This is a genomic window from Streptomyces musisoli (assembly GCF_016741855.1).
Lineage (GTDB): Bacteria > Actinomycetota > Actinomycetes > Streptomycetales > Streptomycetaceae > Streptomyces > Streptomyces musisoli.
On sequence record NZ_JAERRH010000021.1, the window covers coordinates 26,247 to 45,109 of the forward strand.

Here is an 18,863-nt window from a genome sequence, read left to right on the forward strand (position 1 = left end):
CTTGCCTACTGCTTACCGCACAGCGAGACGACCTTCTGCTCATCCTCCGAGAGAGTGGGGCCGGGGCTGGGGGTCGCGGACGGGGTCGTGGACGGAGACTTCGAAGGGGACGTGGGGGACGTCTTCGAGGCCGATGGGTTCGGCGTCGGGGAGGCCTTGGTGAAGGCGGTGTGCGTGACGGCACCCGTGGTGCCGTGCGAGGCGCCGGAGCCGGTGGTCTTGTCCTTGCCGCCGTTCTTGGCGTTGCGGCGCGCCTCCTCGGCGGCCTGGCGCTCGGTCTGCTTGCGGCAGGCGGACGCCTGCACGGCCAGCTCCTGGACCTTGTTCCGGGCCGCCTCCAGGCCGCCCTCCGCGATCGTCGCCTTCACCTGCTTCTGCTGGTACGGCGGCAAGTACTTGAGTTCGATCTCGGGGTGGTCCTTCTCCACCTTCGACAGCGAGACCCACGCCAGGTCCTGGCTGATCCCGCGGTACAGGGCGACGTGCTCGTCCTTGGTGCCGACGTAGTACTGCGTCTGCGTCCAGCGGTAGCCGCCGTACAGGCCGCCGCCGACCACGGCGAGGGCGAGGGCGCCGTACAGCGAGGTCTTCAGCCACCGGCGCTTGCGCGGCTTGGTGAAGTCGCCGTCGGCGTAGTCGCCGAAACCGCCGGCCGGGACGTAACCGGTGGTGTCGCCGGAGCCGGGCGGGCCGAACTCGCCGCCGCCGTGCCGCTGGCCCTGACGGCCCAGGTGGGAGGCCCGGCCGGCCGGCGTCTGCATGATGCCGTTGTCGTGCAGGTGGTGCTGGTTCTCGGCGACCGCGCCGACCACGACCGGCTGGTCGGACAGCTGCCCGGCGAGGGTGTCGCCGGTGTCCAGGTCGAGCACGTCGGCGATGATGACCGTGATGTTGTCGGGGCCGCCGCCGCGCAGCGCGAGCTGGATCAGCTCCTGCACGGTCTCCTGCGGGCCCTGGTAGCTGGCGAGGGTCTCCTCCATCGTCTGGTGGGAGACGACGCCGGACAGACCGTCGGAGCAGATCAGATAGCGGTCGCCGGCCCGGACCTCGCGGACCGACAGGTCGGGCTCGACGTGGTCGCCGCTGCCGAGGGCGCGCATCAGCAGGGAGCGCTGCGGGTGGGTGGTGGCCTCTTCCTCGGTGATCCGGCCCTCGTCGACGAGCCGCTGCACCCAGGTGTGGTCCTGGGTGATCTGGGTGAGCACACCGTCACGGAGCAGATACGCGCGCGAGTCGCCGACGTGTACGAGTCCGAGCCGCTGGCCGGTCCACAACAGGGCGGTGAGGGTGGTGCCCATGCCTTCGAGCTGGGGGTCCTCCTCGACCATGGCGCGCAGCTGGTCGTTGGCGCGCTGCACGGCGGTGCCGAGCGAGGTGAGGATGTCCGAGCCGGGCACGTCGTCGTCGAGAGTGACCAGGGTGGAGATCACCTCGGAGGAGGCGACCTCGCCGGCCGCCTGGCCGCCCATGCCGTCGGCGATGGCGAGCAGGCGCGGACCGGCGTAACCGGAGTCCTCGTTGCCCTCCCGGATCATGCCCTTGTGCGATCCGGCGGCAAAGCGCAGTGACAGACTCATGCGCACCTCGCCCGTCGGCTCCGGGTACAGCCGGTCGTGTCGAGCCACACTGCCCACCCTCCGGTTGGGAGCGCGCCGGAGACCGGGTGGCGGCCTGCCGCTGCGTGCTCGCTCCGCTCACTCATTGTCGTACTACTTCCGCAGCTCGATTGCGGTCTTGCCGATGCGGATCGGCGCGCCCAGCGGGATCGGCGTGGGCGTCGTCAGCCGGGACCGGTCCAGGTAGGTGCCGTTGGTGGAACCGAGATCCTCGACGATCCACTGGCCGTCGCGGTCCGGGTAGATCCTGGCATGGCGGCTGGAGGCGTAGTCGTCGTCCAGCACGATCGTGGAGTCGTGCGCCCGGCCCAGGGTGATGGTCTGGCCCTGAAGCGCGACGGTGGTGCCGGTCAGTGTGCCTTCCGTCACCACCAGCTTGGTGGGGGCGTTGCGGCCACGCCGGCCGCCGCCCTGCTGGGCACGCTGCTGCGGCGGCGCGGCCTGCTGCCGTGCCTGCTGCCGGCCGGACTGCTGCGGCCGGGCCGCTTCCCTACGCGATCCGCGCTGAGTGACGCGCGTACCGAACAGGTCGCTCCGGATGACCTGCACGGCCACGATCACGAACAGCCACAGTACGGCCAGGAAACCCAGCCGCATGACCGTGAGGGTCAGCTCTGACATTGCCCCCGCTTCACCCTTCGGCTTGCCTATAGATAACGGTGGTGCTGCCCACGACGATCCGCGAGCCGTCGCGGAGCGTAGCGCGGGTGGTGTGCTGTCCGTCCACCACGATGCCGTTGGTGGAGCCGAGATCCTGGATCGTCGAGGGCGTTCCGGTCCGGATCTCACAGTGCCGGCGGGAGACGCCGGGGTCGTCGATCCGCACGTCGGCGTCGGTGCTGCGGCCCATCACGAGCGTCGGGCGGGAGATCTGGTGGCGGGTGCCGTTGATCTCGATCCAGTAGCGGGTGCGGGCACCGCTCATCGGGGCCGCGGCGGGCCGCTGGGTGGCGGGCTGCGGGTAACCGTAGCCGCCGGGACGGGCGCCGGGCGGCGGCGAGGACGGCATCGGGGGCGCGCCCGCGGGGGCGGCCGGCGGGTAGCCGTAGCCGCCGGGGGCACCCTGGCCGGGGCGGCCGGCCGGAGCCGCGCCGGGGGCCTGCGGTGCCGCCTGCTGGCTGCTGGAGGAGGCGAGGGTGCGCGAGCGCACCCGGTACAGGCCGGTGTCCAGGTCGTCGGCCTTCTCCAGGTTGACCTTGATCGGCCCCATGAAGGTGTAGCGCTGCTGCTTCGCGTAGTCGCGCACCATGCCGGCCAGCTCGTCGCCGAGCTGCCCGGAGTAGGGGCTGAGGCGCTCGAAGTCGGGCGCGCTCAGCTCCACGATGAAGTCGTTGGGTACGACGGTGCGATCACGGTTCCAGATCGTCGCGTTGTTGTCGCACTCGCGCTGGAGCGCACCGGCGATTTCCACGGGCTGGACCTCGGACTTGAAAACCTTGGCGAAGGTGCCGTTCACCAGACCTTCGAGACGCTGCTCGAACTTCTTCAGGACTCCCATGGGGCACCTCCTCCGTCCCTGCCGTCGTCTTGCCTGCTCTGTGCCGCTGCCGTGCCGGGTACTGCTGGTACTGCTCACTGATCGTATCTACGCGCCCGCCAATCAGCCGGTTCCCCGAGCGGCTCCCCTTCGAACTCCTGGCGCGTGTCCTGCTGCCATGGATCGTAGAGGGGGGCGAAGACCAGTGTCCCGCACCCTGCTGTGGACCCGGCCCGCCTCCTGGGGAGATGGCCTGGACCGGTACGAGGTTGATACGTGAGGCGTGTCTCCTTGATACGTGCGGGACGCGTGAGCCGCCCCACGGTCCCCCGGGGCCGCCGCGGGCACCAGGGCCTGCGGCGCTGCGGGCCTGTGAGCCTGCGGGCCTGTGAGCCTGTGAGCCTGCGGGCCTGCGGGCCTGCGGGTGGAAGGGGCGGCCGGGAAGCGATGTGAATCCACCCCGTACGACGTGCTAATGTTCTGGGTGTCGGAAGGGGCCAGCCCGAAAGGGCCGGAAGCGGAAGACACACCCAATGCGCGGGTGGCGGAATAGGCAGACGCGCTGGATTCAGGTTCCAGTGCCCGCAAGGGCGTGGGGGTTCAACTCCCCCCTCGCGCACACAGAGGCTACAGGCCCATCGTGAAAACGATGGGCCTGTAGTCGTTTAGATGTCGTTCCTCGGCGTGAGCCATGTTGTGAGTAAGTTCTCAGGCCGCTCCGGGCAGTGCCTGCTGACGGTGCGTCGAGGACGGAGCCGGGAGCGGCCGGCCGAGGTCCGGGTCACATGACCGGCATCACACGAGGGCCTCGGCTTCGTGAGGGCCGGATCACCGGGGTGGGGCGGGCGCCTGTGCGGAGTCACCGGCGGCCGTAGTCACCGCCGACCGGAATTGCTGTCGCCCGCCGAGCTGTCCCGGGTGCGGGGCCTTCCGTGCAGCGTCTCGTGCCGAGAGTCCCCTGTGGAGTCTCGGGCCCAGAGCCCTTCGTGGAGCGTCTCGTTTCGCGAGTTCCTCGTGGAGCGTCTTCGAGAGCTTTGCGTGAAGCGTGTTGCTTCGGGAACCCTGCGTGAAACGTCCCCGAGAGCCTCGTGTGAAGCGCGTCGCTCCGAGGGCCGTCCGTGCGGCGTCTCCGGGGGAGCCCTTGTGCCGCTGCGCGATCGCGTGGCCCCGCTCCCGCAACCGGGCATGGCAGCACGGTATTTCGGGGTGCCACGGCGGTGACGGCGGCTGACGCGGACCGCTCCCCGGTGACCGCCCGACGGAGTTGTCCACAGGGTCTGACGCGTTTCGGCCACCGGCTGTACGGTCTCTTCGAGTTGATGTTCGCACCGACGCCTGTTCAACGGCGCGGGCAGTACGGGGGAGGCGGTCACGGTGACCGGAACCGGTGTGGGAGCGGCGGACGCGGCGGACGAGGGCACGCGTCGGCTGCCCCGGGTGCGCGGATTCGCCGAATGGCCGCCGCAGGGTTCGCCCGGCTCGCCGAAGGAGGAGGGCAAGGCGCTCCGGTCGGGCGTGCCCCGCTCCGCCCACCGCGCCCTCGATCTGGAAGCCGCCCGCCCCGACGCGGTGAGCGCGGTGACCGAGTCCAACGCCGGCCGCATCCCCGAGCTGACCCCGCTCCGGGTGGGCCGGATGGCAGCCGGCCCGTTCGCCTTCCTGCGCGGCTCGGCCGGGCTCATGGCGTACGACCTCGCGCGCACCCCCATGACCGGGATCGGCACCCAGATATGCGGGGACGCGCACGCGGCCAACTTCGGGCTGTACGGCGACGCCCGCGGCGACCTCGTCATCGACCTCAACGACTTCGACGAGACCGTGCACGGCCCCTGGGAGTGGGACCTGAAGCGGCTCGCGGCCTCGCTGGTGCTCGCCGGCCGGGAGGCGGGCGCCGACGAGGACACCTGCCACGCGGCCGCCCGTGACGCGGCCGGCGCCTACCGCCGCACCATGCGGCTGCTCGCGAAGCTGCCCGTGCTCGACGCCTGGAACGCCATCGCGGACGAGGAGCTGGTCTCCCACACCGACGCACACGACCTGCTCGGCACACTCCAGCGGGTCTCGGAGAAGGCCCGGTCCAACACCAGCGGCCGGTTCGCGGCGAAGTCGACCGAGACGGCCGAGGACGGGAGGCGCCGGTTCGTGCCCGCCCCGCCGGTGCTGCGCAGCATCCCGGACGCCGAGGCCGCGGCGGTCGTCGCGTCCCTCGAGGCGTACGTCGACACGCTCGGCGAGGACCTCCGCCCCCTGCTGGCCCGGCACGCCGTGCACGACGTCGCCTTCCGGGTGGTCGGCACCGGCAGTGTCGGCACCCGCTCGTACGTCGTCCTGCTGCTCGACCACCGCGGGGAGCCCCTGGTCCTCCAGGTGAAGGAGGCCCGCCCCTCCGCACTCGTCCCGCACCTTGCCACGGCCGGCTTCACGACCCCGCCGGTCGTGCACGAGGGCCGCCGGGTGGTGCTCGGCCAGCAGCGGATGCAGGTCGTCAGCGACATCCTGCTCGGCTGGACCACCGTCGAGGGGCGCCCCTACCAGGTGCGCCAGTTCCGCAACCGCAAGGGCAGCGTCGACCCGGCCGCCCTCGCCACCGACCAGATCGACGACTACGGCCGCATGACCGGCGCCCTGCTGGCCCGCGCCCACTCCCACAGCGCCGACCCGCGGCTGATCGCCGGGTACTGCGGCAAGAACGAGGAGCTAGACGAGGCGATCGCCGCGTTCGCCGTCACCTACGCCGACCGCACGGAGGCAGACCACAACGACCTCCTCAAAGGCATCCGCACGGGCCGCCTCGCGGCAGAGACGGGCGTGTGAGAGTCACGCGGGGCACAGGGGACTGCTGAAACTCGGTCGTGGAGTTCCTCAGGGGCGCGGGGCACTCGTGGACGGGCTGCGGTGAGACTCGTCAGGGGAACCGCGGACCCTGGTCCATGCCCGGCGCGGCGCTACTCTGGGCGGGTGACGACCCCCGAAGCCGACGAGTCCCAGCCGCCGCGTCCCGAGGAACGGCTGGAACGGGCCGTACGGGCCGCCGAGCAGGCGTTGATCGAGTACGAGATCGCCGTGGAGACCTTCCGCGTCGAGGTCGAGAATTTCTCCCGCCTGCACGAACAGCGCCTCGGCCCCCTCTACGTCCGGATCGAGGAACTGGACGCGGAGATCGCCGAGGCGAAGGCCGCCCGGACCGGCGACCCCGAGGACGTCCGCCGTGCCGAGGAGGCCCGCGCCCGCGTACAGCCCATCCCGGGCGTGGAGGAGCTGCTGCACGGCTGGATGGACGGGGACGGCCTGTTCCCGGAGGCCAGCGCCATGCTCACCGGCCAGCCGGTACGGCCCCCGCAGCGGGTGCGGCCCAGCGAGGAGGCTCGCAGGCTCTACCGCGACCTCGCCCGCAAGGCCCACCCCGACCTGGCCCAGGAGGAAGAGGAGCGCAAGCGGCGCGAGGAGTTCCTCAGCCGGGTCAACGCCGCGTACGCCCGCGGTGACGAGACCCTTCTCACGGAGCTGGCCGAGGAGTGGGCCGCCGGACCGGTGCCGCCCGAGCGCCGCCCGAGTCCCGCCGAGGAGCTGTACGCCCGCCTCGAGTGGCTCGCCCAGCGCAAGGAACTGATCGCCCTCGTCGCCCGTGAACTGGAGGAGGGCGCGATCGCCGGCCTGCTCCGCCTCGCGCCGGATGACCCGGACGGGCTGCTCGAGGAGATCGGCGACCGGCTGCGCGCCGACATCGCCCAGCGGGAGGCGGAGCTCGCCGCCCTGCTGGGGCAGGACTGAGCGATCCGGCCGCGAAGGACCGGGCCACCTGTCGTTTCGGGTAGCGTCGGAGCCATGAATTTCGGAGCTGGTGTGCCCACGGTCCAGGTCACGGACCTCAAGGACGGTGACTTCCTGCTGGACGTCCGCGAGGACGACGAGTGGCAGGCGGGCCACGCCGAGGGAGCGCTGCACATTCCCATCAGCGAGTTCGTGGCCCGCTACGGCGAGCTGACCGAGGCCGCTCCGCAGGACGGCCGCGTCCACGTGATCTGCCGCTCGGGCGGCCGCTCGGCCCAGGTCACCATGTACCTGGTCCAGCAGGGCATCGACGCGGTGAACGTCGACGGCGGCATGCACCACTGGGAGCAGACCGGCCGCACGGTCGTCACCGACGACGGCAAGCCGGGCTTCGTCCTGTAACCGGAGGCCCCTGCGGTCGGTCAGCGAAGCCGTCTGCTGTAGCCGGAGCCCGTGGTCCCCGCGACCGGGGCCTCCCGGACACCGCGTCCGGGCCTCCCGGAGACCGCGTGCGGGGCCTACCGGACACCGCGTCCGGGCCTACCGGAGACCGCGTGCGGGGCCTACCGGACACCGCGTCCGGGGACCTTCCGGATCTCGTGGCCGGAGTTTCCGCCTCCTGCGGCCGACGTCTCCCGGACCCGCGGCCGGACCTTCCGCAGCCAGCTCGGGCCGGAGTCTCCCCGCTCCACGTCCGGATCCTCCCCGATCGCTCTCGTCAGCCGAGGGGGTGGGTGGCCAGCAGGTCGCCGAGCCTCTCCTCGTACGCCGCCGCCGGGCCGAGCGCCAGTTCCAAGTGCTTGGCCCAGGCGTGGTACCGGTGCAGCGGGTAGTCGGTGTCGGCGCCGAACCCGCCGTGCAGATGCTGTGCCGTCTGCACCACCCGCCGTACCCCCTCCGCCGCCCAGATCTTCGCCACGGCGACATCCCCGGCGGCGGGCAGCGCCCCGGGCGCCCCGGAAGCGATCCGCCACGCGGCCTGCCACAGGGTGGCCTCCATGGCCCGCAGGTCGATGTACCGGTCCGCCGCCTGCACGGCCACCGCCTGGAACGTCGCGATCGGATGCCCGAACTGCTCCCGCTTGCCGGTGTACTCGCCGGTCATCCGCAGCACCCGCTCCCCCAGCCCGAGAGCCAGCGCGCACGTCCCGGTCACCAGCAGCGCGTGCAGCCACTCCCAGGCGCCGTCGGCCTCGATCACATCCTCCGGCTCCACCCGGACGGAGCGCAGCCGCAGCTCGGCCAGCCGCTCACCGCTGGTGGAGATCTGCTCGGACGCCACCAGCCCGTCCGCCTCGCGCGGCACCAGAGCCAGCACGGTCCGGCCGGCGACCGTGTCCTCGGTGTGCGCCGGTACGACGACCAGGTCCGCGTCGTACGCCCACGCCACCGCCGTCTGCACCCCGTCCAGCAGCCACGCCTGCCCGTCACGCCGCGCGGTGACGGCCGATTCGGCCGGGTCGTGACCGGTACGTCCGTGCGCCGCGACGGTCAGCACCAGCTCACCGCGGCCCGCCCGGTCCAGCAGCCGGCCGGCCTGCTCCGGGCCTCCAAACGCCTGCACGGCCGCCATGGCGGCGCTGTGCTCAAGCAGCGGCACCCGCGCCAGTACCCGGCCGGCCTCGCGAAGCACCAGACACAGCGCGATGGCGTCGAGGCCCGCTCCGCCGTGCGCCTCGGCCAGCAGCAGACTCAGCAGGTCGGCATCGGCGAGCCGGGACCACAGCGCCCGGTCGAAGCCCTCGGCCACGGCGCCGGTGGTGAGCGCCGGACTGGGCACCGCGTCGGGCAGCACGTCGGCGAACACCCCCCGCGCCGCCTCGGCCGCCGCCAGCTGCTCCTCGGTGAAGGTGAAGTCCACGGCCTGTCCTCCCGGCGGGTGCGGTCATCTGACCGGTCGATCCGGCAGACGATCTGACGGTCCGTCAAGATAGAACAGGTTCTAGAAGAAGGGAACGGTCCGGGAGTGCTCGGGCGGTACCGAAAACGACTGCGCGGCCGACCGTGTCCGCCCTTTATCGTCTCGGCATGCGGCGCACGGACATCACGCGGGACGACGGCACATGGACGGCCCTCTCCCTGGAGGTGCGCTCACGCAACAGGCCGGGTCTGTGCCTGCTGAGTGCTGAACGGCGGTTGCTGCTCACCCAGTTGTCACGGCCGGTGCTCCTGGCCGCTGTCGACGGCGACCGCTGCGGGGTGGAGTTCTGGCGCACCGACGCCTACCGCCCGCCCCTCCCGCCGTTGCGTGCCGAGACGGCCCGGGCTCTCGCGGGCCATCCGGATCGCTGGGCTCACCGTTTCGCACAGCACCTGCTCGACTCGCCGGCCGGCCCCCTGCACGACGGATGCTGGCTGCTGTCGCCCGAGAGTCCGCTGCTGCGCTGGAACCACGGCCGCCTTCCGCCGCACGAGTACTGGAACTCCATGCTCGTCGAGGGCCATCCGGACGGATACATCGACTGGTTCGTCCATTCCGGCTCGTGGGAGATCCTCCCGCTGCGACCCATGCCCGACGCCGACGACAGCCGGGTCAAGGCGTACCGCAAACAGGCTCGTGACGGCACGCTTCCGCCCGTCCTGTTGTGGTGGGTCAGCGGTCTGGACTGCCATCTGATCCTGGATGGTCACGCGCGGCTCGCCGCGGCGATCGCCGAGTCGCTCACGCCACCGCTGCTGCATCTGCACCGCACCGCGCCGGCCGACGAGGTGGACGAAGGCACCGAACGTGCCGTGCGCCTCTACGAAGCCGAACTGGCCCGCTTCGCCGAACTGCGCGAACGCCAGGGTTCCGCGGTCCCGGACGGCGCCGCCGTCGCGGGTCCCTCCCTCGCCCGCCGCCTCCGTGAACTGCGTACGGAGCAACGCCCCACCTGGGCCTGGCCGCTGCCCGGCGGAGAGACCCAGTGGCGGCGCATCGCACGCGAGGTCACCGCCGACCGGAGATGGCCGGAGGACCGCTGACCAGGGGAGGGCGGGGACGGCTGACCAGAGGTGGCCCAGAGGACGGCCGGCCAGGGTGGTCGGTGCGAAGGCGGCCGCCGGGTTGGTCCGAATGCGGTTCACCGGGGTGGACGGCGACGGCTCACCGGAACGGTCCTGCGACGGCTCACCGGAACGGTCCGGGGACGGCTGACCAACAGCTCGTCCGTATCGCCCGCCCCGTGCGCTCCTCGGGGTCCTCGGCGGGCGCGGTCACGACTCAGCGGTCGAAGTCCAGCTCCACCTTCTCCGTCAGCGGATGCGACTGGCAGGCCAGCACATACCCGGCCTCCGTCTCCTCCGTCTCCAGCGCGAAATTGCGGTCCATGCGCACCTCGCCCTCGACCAGGAAGGCCCGGCACGTCCCGCACACCCCTCCCTTGCAGGCGTAGGGCGCATCCGGCCGGTTGCGCAGCACCGTCTCCAGCAGCGATTCGCCGTCCTGTACCGGCCAGGTGCCGCCGCGGCCGTCGAGGCGCGCGGTGACGGTGCTGTGCGCGGGCGCCGGAACCATGGCCGCAGGGGCCGACCCCGCGTCCACGTGGAAGATCTCCTCGTGGATCCTGTCCCGCGCCACGCCCAGCTCCCGCAGCGCCCGCTCCGCGCCCTGCACCAGCCCGTACGGCCCGCACAGGAACCAGCCGGCCACCCGCTCCACCGGCAGCAGCGCGGGCAGCAGCCCGGAGAGCCGCTCCTGGTCGAGCCGGCCCGACGGCAGACCCGCCTGCTGCTCCTCCCGGGAGAGCACGGTCACCAGCTGAAGCCGCTGCGGATAGCGGTCCTTCAGATCGGCGACCTCCTCCAGGAACATCGTGGACGCGGCCGTACGGTCGCTGCGTATCAGGCAGAACCGGGCCGCCGGCTCGCGCGCCAGCAGCGTGGCGACGATGGACAGCACCGGGGTGATGCCGCTGCCGCCGACCACCGCCGCGTACAGGCCCGGTGCCGGGTCCAGCGTGAAGCGGCCCGCCGGGGTCATCACCTCCAGCTCGTCCCCGACGTTGATCTCCTTCAGCGCGTACGCCGAGAAGGCCCCGCCCTCGACCAGCCGCACTCCCACCCGCAGGAGGGCCGGGCCCTCGCCGGCCGGGTCGGGGGCGGGCGAGCAGATCGAGTAGGTGCGCCGGATCTCCTTGCCGTCGACCTGGCGGCGCAGCGCGAGGTGCTGGCCGGGTGCGTGCCGGTACTCCTCGCGCAGCTCGGGCGGAACGGAGAGGGTGAGGGCGACGGAGTCGTCCGTGAGCCGGTCGACCGCGGCCACCGGGAGCGGGTGGAAGCGCGCCATCACAACTCCTTGAAGTGGTCGAACGGTTCGCGGCAGGCCAGGCAGCGGCGCAGCGCCTTGCACGCGGTGGAGGAGAACCGGCTCAGCAGCTCGGTGCCGGCGGAGCCGCAGTGCGGGCAGCGGACCGGTTCCGTCCCGCTCTGCGTGTCCTGGGTGCGGGTCGGCCCGAGGGTCAGCGGCACCGGGCCGATCTCCTGGCGCACCCGCGGCGGGGCGATTCCGAACTCCCGGAGCTTCTCGCGCCCTTCGGGGGTGATGTCGTCGGTCGACCAGGCGGGGGTGAGCACCGTGCGGACCGTGACCTCGCGCATGCCGTGGGCACGCAGCACCTGTTCGATGTCGAGGCTCATCGCCTCGATGGCCGGGCAGCCGGTGTACGTGGGGGTCAGGTCGACCTCCACCGAGTCGGTGCCGTGCACGTGCACCGCGCGGAGCACGCCCAGCTCGCGCAGGGTGAGCACGGGCAGTTCGGGGTCGGGCACCGCCCCGGCCAGCTCCAGCAGCTCCGCCTCCAGGGCGGTGGTGGTCACCATGACGCTCCCGGATGGCTGCGGTGCAGGTGCTGCATCTCGGCGAGCATCCGGCCGAAGGGCTCGGTGTGCACGCCCTGCCGGCCGGCTCCCGCCGACCAGGCGCCCGTGCGCGGGCCTTCCGGCACGGTCAGACCGGCCCGGCCGAGCACGTCGGTCACGGACTCCAGCCAACGGGTCTCCAGGGCGGGCAGGTCGGCGTCCAGGCCCTCCACCGGCTGGAACATCTCACCGGTGAACCGCCAGAGCACGTCACAGGCCCGCTGCATCCGCTCGTGGCTGGTCTCCGTGCCGTCACCGAGCCGCAGCGTCCACTGCTCGGCGTGGTCGCGGTGGTAGACGACCTCCTTCACCGCCTTCGCGGCCAGCGGCGCGAAGGGGCCGGTGCCCGTGGCCAGTTCGTCGTAGAGCAGTTGCTGGTAGGTGGAGAAGTACAGCTGGCGGGCGATGGTGTGCGCGAAGTCGCCGTTCGGCTGCTCGACCAGCTGGAGGTTGCGGAAGGCGCGCTCCTCGCGCAGGTAGGCCAGCTCGTCCTCGTCGCCGGCCAGCGACAGAAGCACCCGGGCCTGGCCGAGCAGGTCCAGGGCGATGTTGGCGAGGGCGACCTCCTCCTCCAGGACGGGGGCGTGCCCGGCCCATTCCCCGAGGCGGTGGGAGATCACCAGGGCGTCGTCGCCGAGGGCGAGCGCGGCGGTCACCGGGACGGTGGCGGGGCCGGTGGCGGTCACAGGTGCTTCACCCCTTCGGGGATCTCGTAGAAGGTCGGGTGCCGGTAGGGCTTGTCGGCGGCCGGCTCGAAGAAGGGGTCCTTCTCGTCGGGTGAGGAGGCGGTGATCGCGGCGGCCGGGACGACCCAGATGGAGACGCCCTCGCCGCGCCGGGTGTACAGGTCGCGGGCGTTGCGCAGGGCCAGTTCGGCGTCGGGCGCGTGCAGGCTGCCGGCGTGGGTGTGGGAGAGGCCGCGCCGGGAGCGCACGAAGACCTCCCACAGGGGCCAGTCGGTGGTGCTCATGCTCGCGTCGCTCCTGTCTCACCGGTGTCGCCGGTGTGCTTGGCCGCGTAGGCCGCGGCGGCTTCCCGTACCCAGGCGCCCTCGTCGTGGGCGCGCCGGCGCTGGGTGATCCGCTGTTCGTTGCAGGGGCCGTTGCCCTTGAGGACCTCCCAGAACTCCGTCCAGTCGATCGGACCGAAGTCGTGCTGCCCGCGCTCCTCGTTCCACCTCAGCTCCGGATCGGGGAGGGTGAGGCCCAGGGACTCGGCCTGCGGGACGCAGATGTCCACGAAGCGCTGGCGCAGTTCGTCGTTGGAGTGGCGCTTGATCTTCCACTCCATCGACTGTGCGGAGTGCTGGGACTCGTCGTCGGGCGGGCCGAACATCATCAGCGACGGCCACCACCAGCGGTCCACCGCGTCCTGGGCCATGGCGTGCTGCTCCGGCGTGCCCTTGCTGAGGGCCAGCAGCAGCTCGTAGCCCTGGCGCTGGTGGAAGGACTCCTCCTTGCAGATCCGCACCATCGCGCGGGCGTACGGTCCGTAGGAGCAGCGGCACAGGGGAACCTGATTGGTGATCGCGGCGCCGTCCACCAGCCAGCCGATCGCGCCGACGTCGGCCCAGGTCAGCGTCGGGTAATTGAAGATCGAGGAGTACTTCTGGCGGCCGGCGTGCAGCTTGTCGAGCAGTTCGTCGCGGCTGGTGCCGAGGGTCTCGGCTGCGCTGTACAGGTACAGGCCGTGGCCGGCCTCGTCCTGGACCTTGGCCATCAGGATCGCCTTGCGGCGCAGGGACGGCGCACGGGTGATCCAGTTGGCCTCCGGCTGCATGCCGATGATCTCGGAGTGCGCGTGCTGGGCGATCTGCCGGACCAGGGTCGCGCGGTAGGCGTCGGGCATCCAGTCGCGCGGCTCGATGCGCTCGTCTGCGGCCACGGCCGCGTCGAAGGCGTGCTGGTAGGCCGCCGTGTCGACGGTGTCCGGTGCGCCGTCCGCCGGTGTGCGGGCCGTGCGCTGCGCGGCTGCTGTGGCCATGCGGTCCCCCTGACCTCGGGCTCGGTGGTGAACCTGGTTGTTCGAACTGTCCCGACCGATCGTTCGGTCGCATCCATGGTGTGCCGGGCCGCCGCGGGGTGTCAACCGCTGTGGAAAACTCGCGGGAGCCGCCCGTGGACGGCGCTCCGAGCAGGCCGGAGGGCCAGACGGCCCGGTGCCGGGGCCGTGCCGCGTGGCGAGGACCACCGCCTTCGGTCCGTACCCGGGGCTGCGCCCGGGGCCCGCGGCTGAGTACCGTTCCGTGCGAGCGCCGAGACGTGGCGCTCGTGAAGCCTGTGGCGCCTGTGACGGGCGCCGCGCCGCGGGTGGCCCCGCTCAGCCGCCCGCTGGGCCGGACGGACCGGCCGAACGACCGAGCTGAACGACGAGCCGACCGCACGAGCGGAGACGGGGGACGGGACGGGATGGACGCGTACGACGAGGACTCGCGGGGCCCACAGGCGCCCGACGGGTCGGCCGGGACGCGTCTCCCGGAAGAGCCCCCGGAGCACGACCCGCCGTCCCCGCCCCGCACCGGCGTCGCCGCGCTCTCCCCCCGCTACCAGGTCGCCGCGGCACTGGCGCTCGCGGTGGTCGCCGTCGCCGGCTGTGTGCATCTGCTGATGGTGTTCCTCAGCCTCGCCCCGGCTAACACGGTGACGAAGCAGCACGGCCAGGCGGTACAGGACTGGGTGTACCCGGAGTTCGAGCAGAACTGGAAGCTGTTCGCCCCGAACCCCCTCCAGCAGAACATCGCCGTACAGGTCCGCGCCGAGGTGCGGATGCGCGACGGCGGGCTGCGCACCACCGGGTGGACCGACCTGTCCGCCCAGGACGGCGCCGCCATCGACGGCAACCTGGTGCCCAGCCACACCCAGCAGAACGAGTTGCGCCGGGCCTGGGATTTCCTGGCTGCCACGCACGCCGCCGACAACCGTCCCGTGGGCATGCGCGGCTCGCTGTCCGAGCAGTACCTGCGGCGCATCGTCGTGATGCGCCTCTACCGGGACGATCCGACGAGCCGGGAAGGCGTGATCCAGCGCGTGCAGGTCCGTTCCAGCACCACCAATGTGCAGCCGCCGCCGTGGAGCCGTGAGCGGATCTCCGCCAAGCCCGTCTACCGCGTGCTGCCCTGGTGGGCCCTGACGTCCGACGAGGCCGCGGGAGGTGTGCGGTGAACCGTCTCTCCCCGACCCTGTCGCGCGGCATCGCCCGGGTCACCGAGGCGGCCCTCGGGCCGTACCAGAGCGCCGTCATACGGATCGGCTTCGCCGGCACCTGGCTGCTCTTCCTGCTGCGCGAGTTCCCCCACCGCCAGGAGCTGTACGGCCCCTCCGGACCGTGGGGCTGGAACCTCGCCAAGGAGCTGACCGACGACAACCACGCCTTCACGGCACTGCTGTGGTCCGACGGGCAGCTCTGGTTCGAGTGCTGCTACGCGCTCGCCATCCTCGCGAGCGCGGCCCTGCTGCTCGGCTGGCGCACCCGGACCGCATCCCTGCTGTTCATGGTCGGCGTGCTGTCGCTGCAGAACCGCAGCGTCTTCGTCGGCGACGGCGGCGACAACGTCCTGCACCTGATGTCCATCTACCTCGTGTTCACGCGCTGCGGACAGGTGTGGTCCCTCGACGCCCGCCGCGCGGCACGGGGCGCGGCGGCACGCGCGCGCGGGGAGCACGTACCCGCCGACCGGGTGGGACCGGTGCTGTGGGCGGTGCTCGGCCTGGCACTCGGCACGGCGACGCTGACCGGCCGTTTCCACGACTGGCTGATCCCGGCGCTGCTGTGGACGGCCTGGGCGGCCCTGGGCCTGTGGTGGGCCGTCGGACGCCGGGCGGCCTGGCGTGAGCCGCGGACCCTGCTGGACGTCATCGCCAACGTCCTGCACAACGGCGCCCTCGTCGTGATCATGGCCGAGGCGTGCCTGATCTACGCCACGGCCGGCTGGTACAAGGTCCAGGGCTCCCGCTGGCAGGACGGCACCGCCGTCTACTACCCGCTGCACCTGGACTACTTCTCCCCCTGGCCCGCGCTCGCCGACCTGATGTCCTCCAGCGGCACGATCATGATGATCGTGGCCTACGGGACGGTCATGGTGCAGGTCGCCTTCCCCTTCACCCTGTTCAACCGGCGGGTCAAGAACGTCCTGCTGGTGCTGATGATGACCGAGCACGCGGTGATCGCGGTCGTCCTCGGCCTGCCGTTCTTCTCGCTGGCGATGATCGCCGCCGACGCCGTCTTCCTGCCGACGTCGTTCCTGCGCCGGCTCGGCGATCTGGCGGCACGCGCGCGTGGACGCCTCGCCCGGCGCGCCGGCCTCACGGTCCCGGCGCCGCGCTCCCCGGAGGAGAGCACGGCCGACCACGTAGGGTTCTCGGCATGACCGACCCGCTGAGCCGCTGGCGCGCGCAGGCGGAGGGGGCCGTCCTGCTGGACGGTTTCCACGCCCTGAAGCACGCGCTGCGTTTCGGCGCCGAGGTGCCGGTCGCGGTCACCACCGACCGGACGGCCGCACTGTCCCTCGCCGAGGAGCTGGCCGGTGACGTGCGCGGCACCTTGGACACGCTCCTGACGGAGGTGTCCGAGCAGGTGTACGCCTCCCTCGTGCCGCGCCCCCATCCGACCGGGGTGGCCGCCCTCGCGGTACGGCCGTCCCGCGAGGCCAACCTGCGCGCGCTCGCCCGCACGCCCCGCACCGCCCCCGTCGTGGTCCTGGACAACCCCCGCAACCTGGGCAACGCCGGCGCCGTGATCCGGCTGGCCGCCGGCTTCGGGGCGGCCGGGGTGGTCACCACGGGCACGCTCGATCCCTGGCATCCCACGGTGGTGCGCGGCGGGGCGGGCCTGCACTTCGCGACCGCCGTGGAACGCCTCGGCGTCGGCGAGCTGCCCGCCGGACCGCTGTTCGCGCTCGACCCGGAGGGTGAGGACATCCGCGGCACCAGGCTGCCCGACGACGCCGTGCTGGCCTTCGGCTCGGAGCGCACCGGCCTGTCGCCGGAGCTGCGAGCCCGCGCCGACCACCTTCTGCGCCTCCCGATGCGCCCCCAGGTCTCCAGCTACAACCTGGCCACCAGCGTGGCGATGACGCTGTACCACTGGAGTGCGACCGGCGCCGGCGCCCCCGGGGACGCGCCCTGACCGACCCGGCCCTGCCCTGGCCGGCATTGCCGGATCCGGACGGTGAGGACCACGGACGCTGAGGACCGCGGCCGGTGAGAGCGGCGGCCGGGGAAGACGGCGGCCGGGGAGGCGAGGAGCGCGTACCGTGCCGAGGCGGCCTGCCGTGTCGGCGCCCCTGTGCCGCGGACCGTCCCCGGCCGGCCCGCGGCACCCTTCCGGTGACGGAGCCGCTACGCCTCCCGCCGAACCTCCACCGTCCGGAAGCGGTTGGCCACGAAGGCGCCGTCGGTGAGGGCCGCGTTCGCCGCCGGGTTGCCGCCCGAGCCGTGGAAGTCGGAGAAGGCGGCCGTCTGGTTGACGTAGACCCCGCCGGTCAGGTTGAGGGAGAGCTGGGCCGACTCCTCCAGGCATACCTCCTCGACGGCCCGCTCGGTCCCGGCGTCCGTGGTGTACGCGCCGACGGTCATCGCGCCCTTCTCCCGGACCGTGCGGCGCAGCAGCTCCACCGCGTCCGTCACCGAGTCGACGGCGACCGCGAAGGAGACCGGGCCGAAGCACTCGCTCATGTAGGCGGCCTCGTCGTCCGGCTTGGCGCCGTCCAGCTTGACGATGACCGGGGTGCGGACCACCGCGTCCGGGAACTCCGGGTTGGCGATCTCGCGGGAGGCCAGGGCGACCTCGCCGAGACCGGCCGCGGCCTCCAGTCGCGCCTTGACGTCCGGGTTGACGATCGCGCCCAGCAGGGCGTTCGCGCGCGCGTCGTCGCCGAGCAGGCCGTCGACCGCACGGGCGAGGTCGGCGGTGACCTCGTCGAAGGTCTTGGGGCCCTGGTCGGTGGTGATGCCGTCACGGGGGATGAGCAGGTTCTGCGGGGTGGTGCACATCTGGCCGCTGTACAGGGACAGCGAGAACGCCAGGTTGGACAGCATGCCCTTGTAGTCGTCCGTGGAGTGCACGAGCACCGTGTTGACGCCGGCCTTCTCCGTGTAGACCTGTGCCTGGCGGGCGTTGGCCTCCAGCCAGTCGCCGAAGGACGTCGAACCGGTGTAGTCGATGATCCGGATCTCCGGGCGGGTGGCGAGGGTCTTGGCGATGCCCTCGCCGGAGCGCTCGGCGGCGAGCGCGACCAGGTTCGGGTCGAAGCCGGCCGCGGCCAGCACGTCCCGGGCGACCTGGACGGTCAGCGCGAGCGGCAGCACCGCGCGCGGGTGCGGCTTGACCAGGACCGCGTTGCCGGTGGCCAGGGAGGCGAACAGGCCCGGGTAGCCGTTCCAGGTCGGGAAGGTGTTGCAGCCGATGACCAGGCCGATGCCGCGCGGGACGGACGTGAACCGCTTGGTGAGGACGAGCGGGTCGCGCTTGCCCTGCGGCTTCGTCCACTCCGCCGTCTCGGGCGTGCGGACCTGCTCCGCGTACGCGTACGCCACCGCCTCCAGGCCGCGGTCCTGGGCGTGCGGGCCGCCGGCCTGGAACGCCATCATGAACGCCTGCCCGCTGGTGTGCATGACCGCGTGCGCGAACTCGTGCGTCCGGTCGCTGATCCGCTTGAGGATCTCCAGGCAGACCACCGCCCGGACCTCGGGACCCGCGTCCCGCCAGGCCCGCTGCCCCGACCGCATCGCGGGAAGCAGCACGTCGAGGTCCGCGTGCGGGTAGGACACGTTCAGCTCGATGCCGTACGGCGAGATCTCGCCGCCCACCCAGTCGTCCGTGCCGGGCTGGCCGAGGTCGAGCCGGGTGCCCGGCAGGGCGTCGAAGGCGGCCTTGCCCGCCGCCGCGTCCAGGCTGCCGTTCTCGCCGTACGCCTTCGGGTGCTCGGGGTGGGGCGACCAGTACGCGCGGGTGCGGATCGCTTCCAGTGCCTGGTCCAGGGTGGGCCGATGCTTCTCGATCAGCTCGTGGGCGGTCAGTTCGGCGGCCATGCGGGACCAACTCCTCGTCTGGAGAGCTCTTCGTCGAGTCCGTGACCTGGGCAGGGACTGCCAGTCAGAGATAGAGTAACCGAACGATCGGTCGGGACAAGGGGTCCGGCGCATCTGTGGAAAACACCGTGC

Annotated in this window: 17 protein-coding genes and 1 tRNA gene; 8 read left to right on the forward strand and 10 right to left on the reverse strand. The window is 72.2% G+C overall.

The annotated features are described in order from the left end of the window. Nucleotides 1-5: 5 nt before the first annotated feature. The 3 genes from JK361_RS34105 to JK361_RS34115 form a co-directional block, all read right to left on the reverse strand. Nucleotides 6-1,577, reverse strand: coding sequence for a Stp1/IreP family PP2C-type Ser/Thr phosphatase (locus JK361_RS34105; protein ID WP_201825915.1), 1,572 nt, complete (start codon nucleotides 1,575-1,577; stop codon nucleotides 6-8). 132 nt (nucleotides 1,578-1,709) lie between these two features. Beyond that, nucleotides 1,710-2,237 carry an FHA domain-containing protein FhaB/FipA gene (locus tag JK361_RS34110; protein WP_201825804.1) on the reverse strand — a complete coding sequence of 176 codons (528 nt, stop codon included), beginning with the start codon at nucleotides 2,235-2,237 and terminating at the stop codon, nucleotides 1,710-1,712. A 10-nt stretch (nucleotides 2,238-2,247) separates the two neighbouring features. Continuing rightward, the gene (locus tag JK361_RS34115) at nucleotides 2,248-3,114 is read right to left on the reverse strand and encodes an FHA domain-containing protein (protein ID WP_201825806.1); all 867 of its coding nucleotides are present in this window, start codon (nucleotides 3,112-3,114) and stop codon (nucleotides 2,248-2,250) included. A gap of 514 nt (nucleotides 3,115-3,628) precedes the next feature. On the opposite strand from JK361_RS34115, the gene JK361_RS34120 reads away from it, so the two are divergent. The 4 genes from JK361_RS34120 (at nucleotide 3,629) to JK361_RS34135 (ending at nucleotide 7,266) form a co-directional block, all read left to right on the forward strand. Then, nucleotides 3,629-3,712 (forward strand) — tRNA-Leu (locus JK361_RS34120). Nucleotides 3,713-4,467: 755 nt separating this feature from the next. After that, nucleotides 4,468-5,907 carry a DUF2252 domain-containing protein gene (locus JK361_RS34125; RefSeq protein ID WP_201825808.1) on the forward strand — a complete coding sequence of 480 codons (1,440 nt, stop codon included), beginning with the start codon at nucleotides 4,468-4,470 and terminating at the stop codon, nucleotides 5,905-5,907. Nucleotides 5,908-6,051: 144 nt separating this feature from the next. After that, the gene (locus JK361_RS34130; protein WP_201825810.1) at nucleotides 6,052-6,864 is read left to right on the forward strand and encodes a hypothetical protein; all 813 of its coding nucleotides are present in this window, start codon (nucleotides 6,052-6,054) and stop codon (nucleotides 6,862-6,864) included. Nucleotides 6,865-6,936: 72 nt separating this feature from the next. Further along, complete coding sequence (locus JK361_RS34135) at nucleotides 6,937-7,266, forward strand: rhodanese-like domain-containing protein (RefSeq protein WP_201825917.1); 330 nt, start codon at nucleotides 6,937-6,939, stop codon at nucleotides 7,264-7,266. A 316-nt stretch (nucleotides 7,267-7,582) separates the two neighbouring features. On the opposite strand, the gene JK361_RS34140 is transcribed toward JK361_RS34135, so the two are convergent. Continuing rightward, nucleotides 7,583-8,725 (reverse strand): acyl-CoA dehydrogenase family protein, encoded by a 1,143-nt coding sequence (locus JK361_RS34140; protein ID WP_201825812.1) that lies wholly within the window; start codon nucleotides 8,723-8,725, stop codon nucleotides 7,583-7,585. 167 nt (nucleotides 8,726-8,892) lie between these two features. On the opposite strand from JK361_RS34140, the gene JK361_RS34145 reads away from it, so the two are divergent. Then, a complete protein-coding gene (locus JK361_RS34145; RefSeq protein ID WP_201825814.1) occupies nucleotides 8,893-9,828 on the forward strand; it encodes a hypothetical protein in 936 nt (311 codons plus the stop codon). 238 nt (nucleotides 9,829-10,066) lie between these two features. Here the strand turns inward: JK361_RS34145 and JK361_RS34150 are convergent, their stop codons facing one another. The 5 genes from JK361_RS34150 to paaA are packed head-to-tail and all read right to left on the reverse strand — an operon-like array spanning nucleotide 10,067 to nucleotide 13,686. Further along, nucleotides 10,067-11,131 (reverse strand): 2Fe-2S iron-sulfur cluster-binding protein, encoded by a 1,065-nt coding sequence (locus JK361_RS34150; protein WP_201825816.1) that lies wholly within the window; start codon nucleotides 11,129-11,131, stop codon nucleotides 10,067-10,069. Then, entirely contained in the window at nucleotides 11,131-11,664 is a 534-nt protein-coding gene (gene paaD, locus JK361_RS34155) for a 1,2-phenylacetyl-CoA epoxidase subunit PaaD (protein WP_201825818.1), read from the reverse strand. The genes JK361_RS34150 and paaD overlap by 1 nt, the downstream gene beginning before the upstream one ends. After that, nucleotides 11,658-12,359 carry a 1,2-phenylacetyl-CoA epoxidase subunit PaaC gene (gene paaC, locus JK361_RS34160; protein WP_201825918.1) on the reverse strand — a complete coding sequence of 234 codons (702 nt, stop codon included), beginning with the start codon at nucleotides 12,357-12,359 and terminating at the stop codon, nucleotides 11,658-11,660. The genes paaD and paaC overlap by 7 nt, the downstream gene beginning before the upstream one ends. Before the next feature lie 26 nt (nucleotides 12,360-12,385). Continuing rightward, entirely contained in the window at nucleotides 12,386-12,673 is a 288-nt protein-coding gene (gene paaB / locus JK361_RS34165; RefSeq protein WP_014673816.1) for a 1,2-phenylacetyl-CoA epoxidase subunit PaaB, read from the reverse strand. After that, nucleotides 12,670-13,686 carry a 1,2-phenylacetyl-CoA epoxidase subunit PaaA gene (gene paaA, locus JK361_RS34170; RefSeq protein ID WP_201825820.1) on the reverse strand — a complete coding sequence of 339 codons (1,017 nt, stop codon included), beginning with the start codon at nucleotides 13,684-13,686 and terminating at the stop codon, nucleotides 12,670-12,672. The genes paaB and paaA overlap by 4 nt, the downstream gene beginning before the upstream one ends. Nucleotides 13,687-14,111: 425 nt before the next feature. Between paaA and JK361_RS34175 the strand changes: the two genes are divergently transcribed. From JK361_RS34175 to JK361_RS34185, 3 genes are read left to right on the forward strand one after another with little or no spacing between them, the layout of a single operon-like run. Beyond that, entirely contained in the window at nucleotides 14,112-14,864 is a 753-nt protein-coding gene (locus JK361_RS34175; protein WP_201825822.1) for a DUF5819 family protein, read from the forward strand. Then, nucleotides 14,861-16,069 carry an HTTM domain-containing protein gene (locus JK361_RS34180; protein ID WP_201825824.1) on the forward strand — a complete coding sequence of 403 codons (1,209 nt, stop codon included), beginning with the start codon at nucleotides 14,861-14,863 and terminating at the stop codon, nucleotides 16,067-16,069. The genes JK361_RS34175 and JK361_RS34180 overlap by 4 nt, the downstream gene beginning before the upstream one ends. Continuing rightward, entirely contained in the window at nucleotides 16,066-16,827 is a 762-nt protein-coding gene (locus tag JK361_RS34185; RefSeq protein WP_201825825.1) for a TrmH family RNA methyltransferase, read from the forward strand. Before JK361_RS34180 ends, JK361_RS34185 begins: the two co-directional genes overlap by 4 nt. A 212-nt stretch (nucleotides 16,828-17,039) precedes the next feature. On the opposite strand, the gene paaN is transcribed toward JK361_RS34185, so the two are convergent. Beyond that, nucleotides 17,040-18,731, reverse strand: a complete 1,692-nt coding sequence (gene paaN, locus JK361_RS34190) for a phenylacetic acid degradation protein PaaN (protein ID WP_201825827.1) — start codon at nucleotides 18,729-18,731, stop codon at nucleotides 17,040-17,042. Between the last annotated feature and the right edge of the window lie 132 nt (nucleotides 18,732-18,863).

Coding starts and splice junctions, on each gene's coding strand:
- JK361_RS34115 (WP_201825806.1), bottom strand. CDS start 3,114: ATGGGAGTCCTGAAGAAGTTCGAGCAGCGTCTCGAAGGTCTGGTGAAC.
- JK361_RS34105 (WP_201825915.1), bottom strand. CDS start 1,577: ATGAGTCTGTCACTGCGCTTTGCCGCCGGATCGCACAAGGGCATGATC.
- JK361_RS34145 (WP_201825814.1), top strand. CDS start 8,893: ATGCGGCGCACGGACATCACGCGGGACGACGGCACATGGACGGCCCTC.
- paaB (WP_014673816.1), bottom strand. CDS start 12,673: ATGAGCACCACCGACTGGCCCCTGTGGGAGGTCTTCGTGCGCTCCCGG.
- JK361_RS34110 (WP_201825804.1), bottom strand. CDS start 2,237: ATGTCAGAGCTGACCCTCACGGTCATGCGGCTGGGTTTCCTGGCCGTA.
- paaN (WP_201825827.1), bottom strand. CDS start 18,731: ATGGCCGCCGAACTGACCGCCCACGAGCTGATCGAGAAGCATCGGCCC.
- JK361_RS34150 (WP_201825816.1), bottom strand. CDS start 11,131: ATGGCGCGCTTCCACCCGCTCCCGGTGGCCGCGGTCGACCGGCTCACG.
- JK361_RS34175 (WP_201825822.1), top strand. CDS start 14,112: ATGGACGCGTACGACGAGGACTCGCGGGGCCCACAGGCGCCCGACGGG.
- paaA (WP_201825820.1), bottom strand. CDS start 13,686: ATGGCCACAGCAGCCGCGCAGCGCACGGCCCGCACACCGGCGGACGGC.
- paaD (WP_201825818.1), bottom strand. CDS start 11,664: ATGGTGACCACCACCGCCCTGGAGGCGGAGCTGCTGGAGCTGGCCGGG.
- JK361_RS34185 (WP_201825825.1), top strand. CDS start 16,066: ATGACCGACCCGCTGAGCCGCTGGCGCGCGCAGGCGGAGGGGGCCGTC.